This window comes from Sphingomonas sp. J344 (genome assembly GCF_024700005.1).
Classification (GTDB): domain Bacteria; phylum Pseudomonadota; class Alphaproteobacteria; order Sphingomonadales; family Sphingomonadaceae; genus Sphingomonas.
This window is the reverse complement of record NZ_JAJONB010000002.1, coordinates 622014-635785: the sequence shown is the minus strand read 5'-3', so window position 1 is coordinate 635785 and position 13772 is coordinate 622014. Positions and strand designations below refer to the sequence as shown.

The 13772-nt window shown below is 64.6% G+C and carries 12 protein-coding genes; 9 read left to right on the top strand and 3 right to left on the bottom strand.

Features of this window, described 5'->3' with window-relative positions:
* Positions 1-4: 4 nt before the first annotated feature.
* Positions 5-676, bottom strand: a complete 672-nt coding sequence (locus LRS12_RS19190) for a TetR/AcrR family transcriptional regulator (protein WP_257846064.1) — start codon at positions 674-676, stop codon at positions 5-7.
* An 82-nt stretch (positions 677-758) separates the two neighbouring features.
* On the opposite strand from LRS12_RS19190, the gene LRS12_RS19185 reads away from it, so the two are divergent.
* The 5 genes from LRS12_RS19185 to LRS12_RS19165 all read left to right on the top strand — a co-directional run bounded on the left by LRS12_RS19185 (position 759) and on the right by LRS12_RS19165 (position 7299).
* Complete coding sequence (locus tag LRS12_RS19185; protein ID WP_257846063.1) at positions 759-1871, top strand: LLM class flavin-dependent oxidoreductase; 1113 nt, start codon at positions 759-761, stop codon at positions 1869-1871.
* Entirely contained in the window at positions 1868-2434 is a 567-nt protein-coding gene (locus LRS12_RS19180; protein ID WP_257846062.1) for an NADPH-dependent FMN reductase, read from the top strand. Before LRS12_RS19185 ends, LRS12_RS19180 begins: the two co-directional genes overlap by 4 nt.
* Before the next feature lie 81 nt (positions 2435-2515).
* Positions 2516-4852, top strand: coding sequence for a TonB-dependent receptor (locus LRS12_RS19175; RefSeq protein WP_257846061.1), 2337 nt, complete (start codon positions 2516-2518; stop codon positions 4850-4852).
* A 122-nt stretch (positions 4853-4974) separates the two neighbouring features.
* A complete protein-coding gene (locus tag LRS12_RS19170) occupies positions 4975-6303 on the top strand; it encodes an MFS transporter (protein ID WP_257846060.1) in 1329 nt (442 codons plus the stop codon).
* A 21-nt stretch (positions 6304-6324) separates the two neighbouring features.
* A complete protein-coding gene (locus tag LRS12_RS19165; RefSeq protein ID WP_257846059.1) occupies positions 6325-7299 on the top strand; it encodes a ThuA domain-containing protein in 975 nt (324 codons plus the stop codon).
* 67 nt (positions 7300-7366) lie between these two features.
* Here the strand turns inward: LRS12_RS19165 and LRS12_RS19160 are convergent, their stop codons facing one another.
* Positions 7367-8206, bottom strand: a complete 840-nt coding sequence (locus tag LRS12_RS19160) for a nuclear transport factor 2 family protein (RefSeq protein WP_257846058.1) — start codon at positions 8204-8206, stop codon at positions 7367-7369.
* The gene (locus tag LRS12_RS19155; RefSeq protein ID WP_257846057.1) at positions 8203-8607 is read right to left on the bottom strand and encodes a DoxX family protein; all 405 of its coding nucleotides are present in this window, start codon (positions 8605-8607) and stop codon (positions 8203-8205) included. Before LRS12_RS19155 ends, LRS12_RS19160 begins: the two co-directional genes overlap by 4 nt.
* Positions 8608-8753: 146 nt before the next feature.
* On the opposite strand from LRS12_RS19155, the gene LRS12_RS19150 reads away from it, so the two are divergent.
* The 4 genes from LRS12_RS19150 (at position 8754) to LRS12_RS19135 (ending at position 13766) form a co-directional block, all read left to right on the top strand.
* Positions 8754-9764: a sugar phosphate isomerase/epimerase gene (locus tag LRS12_RS19150; protein ID WP_257846056.1), complete on the top strand. Its 1011-nt coding sequence runs from the start codon at positions 8754-8756 to the stop codon at positions 9762-9764.
* Between the two features lie 15 nt (positions 9765-9779).
* Positions 9780-10172, top strand: a complete 393-nt coding sequence (locus LRS12_RS19145) for a DUF6379 domain-containing protein (RefSeq protein ID WP_257846055.1) — start codon at positions 9780-9782, stop codon at positions 10170-10172.
* A 78-nt stretch (positions 10173-10250) separates the two neighbouring features.
* Complete coding sequence (locus LRS12_RS19140; RefSeq protein WP_257846054.1) at positions 10251-12596, top strand: glycoside hydrolase family 3 protein; 2346 nt, start codon at positions 10251-10253, stop codon at positions 12594-12596.
* Between the two features lie 57 nt (positions 12597-12653).
* The gene (locus LRS12_RS19135; RefSeq protein WP_257846053.1) at positions 12654-13766 is read left to right on the top strand and encodes a Gfo/Idh/MocA family protein; all 1113 of its coding nucleotides are present in this window, start codon (positions 12654-12656) and stop codon (positions 13764-13766) included.
* Positions 13767-13772 lie beyond the last annotated feature (6 nt).

Genomic DNA, 13772 nt, shown 5'->3' with positions numbered 1-13772 from the left:
CCGATCAGTCTTCGTACTGGAGATATGCCAACGCCATTGTCGACAGCTCCGACTTCAAGGTGTTCCAGATCGCGTCGTCCGCCGATTCCGCCGTGGAGCCGAGGCCGAACTGGCGTGCGGCGGTGGCGAAGACGATGCGGAAGACCGAATGAGCACGGCGCTCGGGGTCCTTCGACCGGATCTCGTCGCGAAAGGTCAGGATCGCCCCTGCCGACAAGTCGGCCGATCGCTGTGCGGTTTCCTTGCCTGGCTCGGACACTGCCGGGTCGATTGATGCGCGTTGCATGATTGTTCGCAGCAACTGCGCGTGGTCCGACAGAAAGTCGCTATATCCGTCGACATAGCGTGGCATGAATTCGGACAGTGAGCTCGACTGGGCAAGAATCCCTTCGATCAGCTCACGTTCCTTCTCGACGATGGCCTGTAGTTCCTCTGCGATCACCGCATGGAGCAGCCGGTCCTTGCTCTCGAAGCGCAGATAGATCGAACCGATCGACACCGCGCCACGATCGCTGACGTCCTGCAAGGTGAAGTCCTCGCTCCCCCGCTCCAGCATCAGCGCCTTGGTGGCATCGAGCATTCGCCGGAACGAAGCAAGGCTGCGCCCCTGACGAGGCTGGCGGCTGAGCGCGCTCGCGGCGAGCGTTTCGGTGAGCGACGGGGTGGGACTTGACATGCCGGGCATAAGGGATATCAAAATAGGAACGTCAATTCTAATTTAGACAACAGCGAAGATTCTGATTCGCGGGGGAGAGGTCATGCGGTTCTCGGTGTTTCTCAATGCTCGGTCGATGCGCCCGGAAGACGACCGGAAGCTGATGCACGACCTGGAGCGGCACGCGACGCTGGCGCGTGATCTGGGCTTCGACGCGGTGTTCATGCCCGACCATCATTTCAACGGGTATATGCCGCTGGCGAGCGACAGCTTCATCTTCGCCGCCTATCTGGCCGCGAAGCTGCCCGAGCTGCATTACGGCTTTTCGGTGGTGTCGGTGCCGCTGCACCACCCGGTGCGGTTCGTGGAGCGGATCAATTTGCTCGACCAGTTGACCGACGGAAAGCTGCTCGTCGGTGTCGGCAGCGGAACGACGCCCGAGGAGATGATCGGCTTCGGCGTCAACTACAAGGATGCCGGCGCGATTTCGGAACGCAATCTTGCGCTCGCTGAGGAGCTCTGGGCGAAACGGATGGAGGATCCGGCGGTCGTGATCGACAATGGGCCGCACCAGGGCAAGGTGCTCCAGCGGATCGCGCCGGCATCCTACACGCCGGGTCATGCTCGGCTGATGCCGGTGGCGATGAAGGAATCGAGCGCACGGCGTGCGGCGACGCATGGCTGGCCGGCCTTCATCCCGGCCTTCACCCCGCCAAATATCGGCGGAACCGAGCCGTTCACCCATGTGAAGAAATATTTCGACGTCTATCGCGGGATGCTCGACGCAGCCGGGCACGATGCCGCGACGATCGCGTCGGCGCTCGACTGGACGACGCATACCTATCAGGCGGTGCATGTCGCCGAGACCGACGAGCAGGCGCGCGACGAGTTGATGGTGATCCTGCGCCACTATCAGGACGCGATCGAGCGCGAGGCCGAGTTCAACGCACGCGCCGAATCCGACGACGCCAACCGCAAGACTGATCGCACCCCCAACGCGCTGACCGACGACTGGATCGGCACCTGGTGCCTCTATGGATCGCCCGAAACGGTGATCGAGCATTTGAAGCCCTATGAGCAGCTCGGTATCGGCAACATCCTCTGCGGGACATTGACTGGCCCGCTGACCGATGAGCGACTGCGGCTGGGCAACCAGACGCTCGACCTGTTGTCGCGCAAGGTGATGCCGGCATTCGGCGGAGGCCGAAAGGCATGACCCGGGTCGTCGGCATTGGCGGGACGCTGCGTGAGGGCTCGTCGAGCGAGCGGCTGGTGCGCGCGACGCTCGATCGTTGCGCCGCGCGCGGGGCGCAGGTGCAGATGTTCGACGGCCCGTTCCTGGCACAGCTGCCGCATTATGATCCGGGCGCGCCGATCCGCAACCAGGCCGAGCGCGCGCTGGTCGATGGTGTCCGCACGGCGGACGCGCTCGTGATCGCGTCGCCCGGCTATCACGGCGGCATTTCCGGACTGGTCAAGAATGCCATCGATCTGCTGGAGGAACTGGCGCGCGACGACCGCCCTTATTTCGACGGACGTCCGGTCGGGTTGATCGTGTCGGCAGCGGGGTGGCAGGCGACCGGAGTGACGCTGTCGGCGTTGCGCGGCGTGGTGCATGCGATGCGCGGCTGGCCGACCCCGCTCGGCATCGCGGTGAACTCTGTCGAGCAGCGTCCGTTCGATGCTGACGGCGCGCTCGTCGACGCCGCCATCGCCGCTCAGATCGACATGCTTGCGGGCCAGTTGGTCGCCCCGGTCGGTGTCACCACGGCCGCTTGACTTCGTTTTTAAATGAATTAGAATACCAGTTCTATTTACTTCAGATGCGGGATCACCCGCGCAGAGTGAGGGAGGGGAATGATGCGTAAGCTCATGTTCAAGTCGTGCCTGTTTGCTGGAACCGCGATGATGGCCGTCGCGCCCGCTGCGGCCCAGGTCGTACAGACCGCCGAAGACGAAATCGTCGTTACCGCGCAGAACCGCAGCGAAAGCGTTCAGGACGTTCCGATCGCGATCAACGTCGTGTCGGGGGAGGCGCTGGCCGAAGCCGGTGTTACCGACCTGCGCGAGCTCGATCGCGTCGCTGCGGGCATCCAGATCACGCAGGATCAGCAGAACACCTATGTCGCGGTGCGCGGCATCGGCACCGCCAGCAATAACGAGACCCAGGACACTTCGGTCACGATCAACATCGACGGCGAGTACATCAACCGCACCACGGTGCTGAACGCCGCGATCTTCGACCTTGAGCGGGTCGAGGTGCTGCGCGGGCCGCAGGGCACGCTCTATGGCCGCAATGCTACCGCCGGCGCCGTGAACTTCATCACCCGCAAGCCGGGCAATGTGTTCGGCGCCAATGGCTCGGCCAGCTATGGCAATTACGATCAGGTCATCCTGAATGCCGGCGTCGACCTGCCGATTTCGGATGGGATCGCGATCCGCGCGTCGGGTATCTATTCCAACCGTGGCAAGGGCTATACCTTCCACCCCAACGCCGCCACGCTGCGCACCACCAACCCGCTGGCGGGCAAGCCGTTCGTGCCTAATTATCTCGACCGCAGCGGCGCGCAGGACATGAAGGCCGGGCGTCTTTCACTGCGGCTGGAGCCGACCAACAATCTGACGGTCGATGCGGCGGTCGAATATGTCGACTCCTACGCGCTGCTCGAAAACTATGTCTCGGTGAACCTGCTGGCCGCGGCCAACGCGCCTGGCGCGGGGTGCGCACTGAACGGGTTCGTCGATATTGCGCCGCTGATCGCGGGATCGCAGTGCTTCCCGCAGAACACCAACTTCCTCGCCAATGTCGATCGCCACAACTACAACGCGCCGAACTCCGGCGTCGGTTTTCAGTCGATGGAGTCGCTCGCGCTGCGTGGCCGCATCGCATATGACATGGGCCCGGCGACGCTGACCTATATCGGCGGCTATCGCTCCACCGACACGATCGACCAGCCCACGCTCCCGCCGAGCTATGTGTTCCTCGATTTCGGGACGAACGTCGAAACGCACAGCCACGAGCTGCGCCTGAACGGCGAAGCGGGCAAGATCCTCTATCAGGTCGGCGGCTTCTATTATCAGGAAGAGTTGAACACGACGCGCGGCCTGCACAGCCCGCTGATCGGTCCGCTCGGCGGCTATATCAACTTCTTCCGCCGCGCGCCGGTGCTCAGCAAGAGCTGGTCGGTGTTCGGCCAGGTCGATGTGCCGATCACCGATCAGCTGACCGTCCAGGGTGGCATCCGCTACACCAAGGGTGACCGCGAGGCCGTGTTCATCAACTATCCGTTCACCGCCAACGTCGGCCCGGTGCAGTTGACCACCACCCCGGCACCGACGGTCCTCAACCTCGCCCAGTCGGAAGACAATGTCAGCTGGCTGATCGGGCTGAACTACAAGCCCACTTCCGACATGCTGCTCTATGCAAAGGTCAGCACCGGCTTCAAGGGCGGTGGCTTCGACGCGGTCGGCGATTACGGTCCCGAGACCAACACCGCCTATGAGGCCGGCATGAAGCTCGACTTCGGCCCGAGCAGCCAGCATCGCTTCAACCTGTCGGCCTTCTATTACGACTATACCGGTCTGCAGAACGCGGTGTTGCTCGACAATGCGGTGGGCAGCCAGATCTTCAACGCAGGTAAGGCGACGATCTGGGGCGTCGAGGCGGAGTGGGACATCGAACTCAACAAGTTCAACCGCTTCTATGGCAGCTTCAACTATCTGAACGCCAAGTTCGACGACCTGCTCGCCGCCTATGCCGTGGTCTGCGTCGGCTGCACGGCAACCAGTGTTGGCGATATCGATCCGGTCACGCCCGGCATCCAGCAGCCGAACCTGTCGGGCAACACGCCGCCGATGTCGCCCGAAGTCGTGATCACGGTCGGTTACGACCACATCTTCGACCTGGGCGAGGCCGGTACGCTGACCGCGACCGCTTTCTCGCGGTTCAAGAGCAAGTATTTCCTGACGATCTTCAACGAGCGGGACCTGGCGCAGAAGGCGTTCACCCAGACCGACTTCTCGCTGACCTATCGTCCGGAAGACCGGAAATTCTCGGTCGCCGCGTTCGTCCAGAATATCGAGAATGAGCGGCCGATGGTGTTCGGTGCCTTCGTTGCGGCGGGGCCGGACCGCGTGCTCAACGCGGGCTTCTCGCGCCCGCGCACCTATGGTGTCCGGGTCGGGTTCGACTTCTGAGGCGATGATCGGGGGCGGTCCGTCAGGCCGCCCCTTTTTCTTGTACCGGGGAGCTGCCGTGACGCTTTTCACCTGTAGCGAATGGATCTTCGCTGACGCAACTGAACTGAAGGCGGTGTCCCTTGGCGTCTGAGGAAAAGGCGGGCGCCGCGCGCCTGTCGCTCACCGAGCGGCTGAGCTATGGCGCGGGCGATTTCGGGTACAGCCTCGCCTATAACATGGCGGGCGCGTTCCTGCTCTTCTACTATACCAATGTGGCGATGCTGCCCGCAGCGGCGGTGGGGACGATCTTCCTCGCCGCGCGGCTGCTCGACGCGGTCATCGACATCTTCGTCGGTATCGCGGTCGACAAGACGCGGACACGCTGGGGGCGCACGCGTCCCTATTTCCTGTTCACCGCCATTCCCTATGCGCTGGTGTTCATCCTCGTCTTCACGGTGCCCGACTGGTCGCAGAATGCGAAGCTGATCTACGCCTTCCTGACCTTCAAGGCGCTCGGCATCCTGATGTCCTTGGGGTCCATCCCTTATACCGCGTTGATGCCGATGATGACGACCGATACCCGCGAGCGGCTCAAGCTCGGCGGGATGCGGTCGATTGGCACATCGATTTCCGTGATCCTCGGCACCGCCGCGACGATGCCGCTGGTCGGCCTGTTCGGCGGCGGTGACATGCAGCGCGGCTTTCTGGCCACCGCGATCCTGTTTGCGGGCCTGTCGCTGATCGCGCTGTTCCTGCTGTTCCGCAACTGCAAGGAGCGGTACGAGGACAATGCCTCGCCGCGCTTCGCCGTCCTGCCCGCGATCGGCGAGATGGTGCGCAACCGCGCCTGGCTGGTCTGCTTCGGATTCACCCTGCTCTATTTCGTGCGGTTCGGGACGATGATCTCGCTCACCGCATTCTTCGCGATCGAGGTGCTGGGCCATCCCTGGATGATCTCCATCCTGCTGCCCGCCATTTCGGGCACCTTGCTGATCGCCGCGTTCATCGCGCCGCCGATCCTGGCGCGTACCGGCATCCGCAAGGGGTGTTTCGCCGCCTGCCTGATCGCGGTCGCACTGTTCCTGCTGCTGCCGCTGACCGAGGCGAGCCCACCGGCGTTCCTGGCGCTCTACATCACCGCGTCGGTCGTGACCTCGGTCACCATCACCGGCATCTTCACCATGGCGGCGGAGACGGTCGATTATCACGAGGCGCGGTTCGGCACGCGCAATGAAGGGCTGTTGTCCGCCGGGATCAGCCTGGCGACCAAGGTCGGTATGGCGGTCGGATCGGCGGCGATCGCCTATTCGCTCGGCGCGGCGGGCTATGTGCCGACCGCGGTGAGCGACACCGCGCGGGAGACGATCCGCTGGTCCTATTATGGCTGGCCGGTCGTCCTGCTCGCGCTGCAGGCGCTGGTCGTGCTCGCCTGGCCGATGGAGCGTACGCGCCAGCCCGCCACCGCCTGACCTTTTCCGGAGAGTTCATCCATGCGCGTCACGCCAGCCTTGCTCTGCACCGCCCTTATCGCCGTGGCGGCGTCCGCACAGACCGTTCCGGTCGCGGATATCCCGGTGACGGTGGACAATGTCCCCTATGCCCCGCCCGAGACGGTGCAGCGGGTCGCGACGCCCGCCAATCCGAAGGACGCGCGGCTCAAGGTGCTGATCATCAGCGGCCAGAACAGTTACGAGCATGACTGGACCGGGGTAAACAACCGTCTGCGCACCCAGCTCAAGGACACCGGTCGCTTCGATGTCCGCGTGACCGAGGATTTCGACGACGGCACGCTGGCGATGCTCAAGAAGTACGACGTCGTCGTCCTCAACTATTCCAGCCGCTGGAACTATGGCGACAAGGATCAGCACATCTGGTCCGAGGGAGCGTTCAAGGCGCTCTACACCTATGTCGCCGAGGGTGGGGGGCTGGTCGCCTATCACTCCTCCTTCACCTGGGGCCGCGACATTCCCGAATATCGCCGGCTGATCGGCGCGGTGATGGTGCCGGGCGTCAGCCGCCGCTCGCCCCCCGACGCGTTCAGCATCGAGATCGTCGATCGCGAGCATCCGATCACCGAGGGGCTGCGCCGCTATCATTGGAACTTCATGGAGGACAAATACACCAACATGGTGTTCGATCCCGCCGCCACGGTGCGCGTACTGGCGACGGCGATCGACGATCCGGCGGATTACGATCCCGAGCGCGCCGGACCCAAATACGACCCGAAGGCCTATGCGCCGGAACAGCTCAAGAAAATGGACGGCATGGGCAAGCCCAACCCGCAAATATGGGTGCAGGACTATGGCAAGGGCCGCGTCTTCTCGATCACGCTGGGCCACGGGCCGGACACGATCCAGTATGATGGCTTCAAGACGCTGTTCGCGCGCGGCACCGAATGGGCGGCGACGGGCAAGGTGACGATCAAGCCGTACGACAAGGCAGCCGGCTTCGCGGTCGCCAAATAGGCTTTCGCGCGGCATCCGCGCGAGAGGAGAGGGGGAGGGGGCGGACAACGGTCCGCCCCCCTTTTTGTCAGTAGGAGAAGGTCTCCGAGAAGGTCCGGTACGGCTCGGGCGGCCGCGCCTCCAGCGACTGGGCGGTGTCGGTGCGATAGGTGTTGTTGCGCACCGTCACGGGCTCGTCGGGCTTGGGCATGAACACCGGTTTCCCGTCATCGCCGACATACATCAGGTCGACGTTGAACGCATCGTCCTGCGCCGCTGCGGCAAAGGGGATCCAGCCCATCGAATAGGGCGCGCGGGCGGTTTCGAAGCAGTGGAAGTGCCAGATCTTCCACTCGCCGTCCTGCTTGATGAAGTCGATGCCGTATTTGAGATACACATTGTGCATCCACACCTTCTTGCCATCGACCTCGACATTCGGCTCGAACATCCATGCCGGCATGTTCTTGGCATGCTCGGGCTTGGTAAGGCCGGATTCGAGGCCGTTGACGATCCACAGGCCCTTGGCGGTCTGGCCGTCTTCGGCCACCTCGATCACCGGGGTCGTGACATAGTGCATCACCAGCTTCCCGATCGGCGACGGGCGGCCACGGTGATAGACCATGATGCTGTCCCAGGTCGTATATTTGCCGACATTCGAATATTGCGCGCTGATCCCGGGCGTGCCCTTCTTCGCCCAGAGCGGGATGATTTTCTCATCCTGGAATGCGTTGTGGAGGTACATGTAGCGCGAGAAGAGATTCTCCACCGCCGCGCGGTCGCGCGATGCGGTCGTCGCGCGTTCGAGCTTTTCCAGCTTGGCGGTGAGTTCGGCGATGCTCGGCTGCTGTGCCTGCGCCAGCGCCGGTGTGGTGCCCAGCATCGCGGCACTCGCCACGGCCAGCATCAGATGCTGCTTCAATACCCTCATCCCATATTCTCCTCTGGTTGAACTTGATTGCTGCGCGCCGCGGCGATGATCAGCACGGCGAGACCGGTAAGCACGGCATTCTGCGGCAATGCCGCGATTTCGCCGCGCAGGATGTGGACCAGCGCGGCGCCCGCCTGATTGGCGATTGCGTAGAGCGCGACTCCGGCGACGATGCGCCGCCGCTCGGGCCGGAACACGCCGAAGATCAGGAGCAATGCGGCGGCGAGCAGTTCACTGAGGCCGATCGCGCGGCCGAGGATATCGGGCAGGGCGGTGGTCCAGGCATGATGCTGCTCAAGCACTGCGCGCGGCGCGAAGCTCTTGAAATATCCGAAAAAACTGAATGCCGCAGCGAGCAGCAGCGCGGCGAGGCGTGCCAATATCCGAAGCCCGAACGCCATGCGGATCGATCCCCTCATTCAAATTCGGACTTGACCCGTCCGACTCTTTATAGAATGAAGGTTCTAATTCGGATACGCGGTGGACGCAAGCACCGCGCCGGATATAAAAGTGGGCGATGCCGCACTCGAGAAAAGCGAGAGGGTCTATGGGTACGATCAAGCGGGGCGTGAGCCTCTACAGCTATCAGAACGAGACGTTTCAGGGCAAAATGACCCTGGAGGATTGTATCCGGACCAGCGCCGAAATGGGTGCCAACGGCATCGAGGTCATCGGCGAGCAGAGCTTCTGGGGCTGGCCCGAGGTCGGCGTCGAGGACGCCGCGATTGAGAACTGGCACCAGTTGATCGCCAAATATGACTGCGTCCCCGTCAGCCACGACTTCATGCTCGACTACAAGCGCTACAAGGGCCGCGAGATGCCGTTCGACGAGCAGGTCGCGAGCGTGCGCAAGGACATCGATTTCGGTGCGCGCCTGGGGATGAAGTACATCCGCGCGCTCGTGTCGATCACCCCAGAAGTGCTGGTCGCCGCCGCGCCCTATGCCGAGGAAAAGGGGATCAAGATCCTGATCGAGGTGCACGCTCCGCTGCACTTCGACCATCCGTGGATCATCCGCCACGCCGAAGCTTTCGAGAAGAGCGGCTCCGACGCATTGGGCTTCCTGCCCGACATGGGCATGTTCCTGCACGCCTATCCGCCGGTGATGGTCGAGAAGTTCAAGCGGCTGGGCGTCCCCGCCCCCATCGCCGACTATATCGTCAAGGCATATGAAGACCGGATGCTCAGCGAGTATATCATCCTGAACGTCCAGCAGATGGGCGGTGTCGGTCCGGCGATCGCGATGGCCGAAGTGACGCGCCACAATTCGGCGTTCGAGCCGAAGCGGATGCTCGACTACATGCCGCGCATCCACAACATCCACGGCAAATTCTATCAGATGGACGCCGACTATGTCGAACCGTCGATCCCCTATGACAAGATCGTCGCGGTGCTGAAGCAGGGCGGCTACGACGGCTATATCTGTTCGGAATATGAAGGAAATCGCTGGATCGAGGACGCCGAAGAGCCCGACAGCGTGGAGCAGGTCCGCCGCCAGCAGGTGATGCTTGCGCAACTGATCGGCGAGCCGGCTCCGGCCGCTCTGGCCGTCGCATAAGGGAGGACCGGCACCATGATGGACAACAAGATGATCTGCACCGACGTCTTCGAGAATGTGATCGAAGATGGCGCGGCGGTGGGCTTCGCCTTTCTCGGGCGGCTGCCTTATTATCGCGGGCTTGGCCTGTCGATGATCGAGGATATCCAGGTCAGCGTCGATGGCGAGAAGATCGCGCGCGAGGACGTGCGCTTTTCGGTGCGCGGCAAGACCTACACGCTGGACGAGATGGAAACCGTCTATGACGACCGCTGGAATTTCGGTGAAAAGGCGCGGATCATCGCGCTGAAGCCGGGTGGTCTCGCGCCGGGCAACCACCGGATCGAGTTCGGGGTACGGATGCGGGTATCCTATCTGCCTTTCGTCCCGACGACGAAGGACAGCAAGGAACTGGCGCTCGCCGCCTGACCCCATGCGGGCGGCGCCGGGTAATTGCCCCGCCGCCCGCCTGCCGTGCGTCCGCGCACGGCGCAACGGATTGCATCCATGACAGATCTGACTCTCGATCAGGCCGCTTCGTTGACTGCGGGCGCCGCCATGTGGTCGTCGGTGGCGATCCCGCAAGCCGGGATCCCGAGCTTCGCCATGAGCGACGGGCCTATGGGCATCGCCAGCGGCAAGGTGGACGAGCGCGATATCGCGCGCCTCTCGCCCTGTGCCACCGCGCTGGGGGCGAGCTGGGACGTCGATCTTGCGCGCCGCATCGGGACTTTGGTGGGACAGGAAGCGGTCGGGCGCGGCGTCGACGCCGTACTCGCTCCAAACATCAACCTCGCGCGTAGCCCGCTCGCCGGGCGCGCCTTCGAGTATTTCTCGGAAGACCCGCTGCTCGCCGGCATCCTAGGCGCGAGTTGGATCGCCGGGCTGCAATCCACCGGCACCGCATCGGTCGCCAAGCACCTTGTCTGCAACGACAGCGAGACCGACCGCGATACCGTCGATGTCCGCGTCGATGAGCGGACGTTGCGCGAAGTCTATCTGCTGCCGTTCGAGTTCGCGGCGGAGGCCGGGTGCGCTGGCATGCTCGCCGCCTATAACCGCGTGAACGGGCTGCACTGCGCCGAGCAGCATCATGTGCTGACGACCGTCGTGAAGGGCGAGTGGGGCTATCGCGGCGCGATCATGAGCGACTGGTTCGGGACGCATTCGACCGAGCCGACGCTTAATGCCGGTCTCGACCTCGAAATGCCGGGCCCCGCGCGCTTTCTTGGAGCAAAGTCCGTTGTCGCAGTGGCTGCGGGGAAGGTCACACGCGCGCGGATCGACGATGCCGCGACGCGGGTCGCCGGTCTCGCGCGCCGTGCGACCGGCAAGAAACATTCGCCGCTGAGCGATGCCGATATCGACGCGCTGCTGGTCGAGGCGGCGGCGGCGGGCTTCGTCCTGCTGCGCAATCAGGACGGGCTGTTGCCGCTGGATTCAGCGAAGATCGGGACGCTGGCGGTGATCGGCCCCAACGCCGCCGCCCCCTGTTTCCAGGGCGGCACCTTCGCCAAGATTTCGGTCTCGCCCGACCTCGCTTCACCGGTCGACGCCATCCGAAAGCGCTTTGGCGGCGCGCGCGAGATCCTGTTCGAGCCGGGCGTCGATCCCGCGCCGCGCTTGCCCGGCATGCCGGTAAGCCCGGCGCGCGACCTGGGCGATGGCGCAAAACGCGGCATGACGGTGGAGTATTTCGAAAGCCGCGATTGCAGCGGCACGCCGCTGTCGAGCGAGACGCGCGATACCAACTCGTTGGTGTGGTTCGTCGGCGTGCATGAACAGGCGCGCTTCGCGGCGGGCGGATCGATCCGCGCGAGCGGCGTGTTCACGCCGGGGCGCGACGGCGTCCACCGCTTTCATCTCGGCGCGACCGGCGTGTCGCGGATGCAGGTTGATGGCAAGCAGATCGTCGCGACGACCGAATGTCCGCCAGGTGACGTGATGGGCGTGCTCAAGGCGGGGGATCCGGCGATTGCCGAACTCGCGCTGACCGCTGGCAAGCCGGTCGAAGTCGTGGTCGAATTCAGCTTCGACCCTGCGCGCGTCCACGGCCTGTGGTACGGCATCCGCGCACCGGGCAGCCGCGAGGAATTGCTCGCCGCCGCCGAGGCCGCCGCGCGTCGCGCCGATGCGGTGGTGCTGATGGTCGGCGAAACCTCCGATTCCAGCGTGGAGAGCAAGGACCGCCCCGACACGAAGCTCGCAGCCGACCAGATCGAGCTGATCGAACGGGTAACCGCAGCCAATCCTCGCACTGTCATCGTCGCCAATGTCGGTCATGCCTTCGACACGGCGTGGGAAGACCGCGCCGCTGCGTTGATCAGTGCCTGGTATCCGGGCGAGGGCTTTGCCGAAGCGATTGCTCAGGTGCTGGCGGGCGACCGCGAGCCGGGCGGGCGGATGCCGGTGGTGATCGCGCGCGATGAGGGGGATTATCCGGGCTATGCGCTGAAGCCCGACGCCGATGGGCAACTGCCCTATCGAGACGGCGTGCGTTTCGGCCATCGCGGGATCATCGCCGCTGGCCTGCGCGCGCGGCATACGCTGGGTGCGGGCATGGGCTATGCGACATTCGCGTGGAGCGATGCTGCAGTCGAGGGCGACACGATCGCCGTGACCGTGCGCAACACCGCCAATCGAGCGGGGAGCGACGTGGTCCAGCTCTATCGCGACACGCCGGAAGTGGCGCTGGTCGGCTTTGCCAAGGTCGCGCTGAAGCCGGGTGAGGCAAAGCGCGTACGCATCCCGCTGACCCGTCGCCGCTTCATGCGCTGGTCGGATCGGGCTGGACGGACATCGCTCCCCAAGTGCAGCTTCGCGTGGCGCGCGATGCCGAGGATCTGGGGGTAGCGCTAACGGTGAAGGTCGCGGAGCTGCCGCAGACCGGCCTGTAACGGGGGAGGCGGAATGCGACTGCGGATGGGGATGATCGGCGGCGGGCCGGGGGCGTTTATCGGTCCGATCCACCGCATCGCGGCGGAGCTGGATCGCGAGATCGAGCTGGTTGCGGGCGTGTTCAGCAGCGATGCCGGTCGCTCGCGCGCCGCTGCGACCGACTACCGCATCGACCCCGAGCGCGCCTATCCCGACCTCGCCACGATGTTCGCAGGCGAAGCGGCGCGTGACGACGGGATCGACTTCGTGTCGATCGTCAGTCCTAACCATCACCATCTGCCCGCAGCGCGCGCCGCGCTTGCCGCCGGAGTGGCGGTGATGAGCGACAAGCCGATGACCGCATCGCTCGCCGAGGCGCGTGAGCTGGCCGATCTCGTCGCACGGGCAGGGCGGCCCTATGGCCTGACCTATACCTATTCGGGCTATCCGCTGGTGCGCGAGGCGCGGGCGCGGGTCGCGGCGGGGGCGATCGGCACGGTGCGCAAGGTCGTGGTCGAATATCCGCAGGGCTGGCTCGCCGGTCCCGCCGAGGGCAAGCAGGCCGAATGGCGCGTCGATCCGGCGCGGTCGGGCGCGGGCGGATGCATCGGCGATATCGGCGTCCACGCCTTTCAGCTCGCCGAGTTCGTCACCGGGCTGCGCGTCACGCGGCTGCTTGCCGATCTGGCGGCGGTCGTGCCGGGCCGCGCGCTCGATGACGATTGCTCGATCCTGCTGCGCTTCGACAATGGCGCGCGTGGGGTGCTGCTCGCCTCGCAGATCGAGGTGGGCGAGCTCAACGGACTGCGCATCCGCGTCTATGGCGACCGGGGCGGGCTGGTGTGGCGGCAGGAAACGCCCAACGACCTGACGCTGCACCACCTCGACGGGCGCACCGAGATCGTCCGCGCGGGGACGCCGCTGTTGGGGGTGGATGCGCAGGCCCGCACGCGCACTCCCGGAGGGCATCCCGAGGGGTATCTTGAGGCCTTCGCCAACCTCTACCGCGACTTCGCGGCGCAACTGCGCGGCGAGGCCGCACCGTTGCTGCCCGATGTCGCCGAGGGGCTGCGCGGCATGGCATTCATCGAGACCGCAGTGACCGCCAGCCGCGACGAGGCTGGCTGGGTCGATCTGGTGATTTGAGGAGAG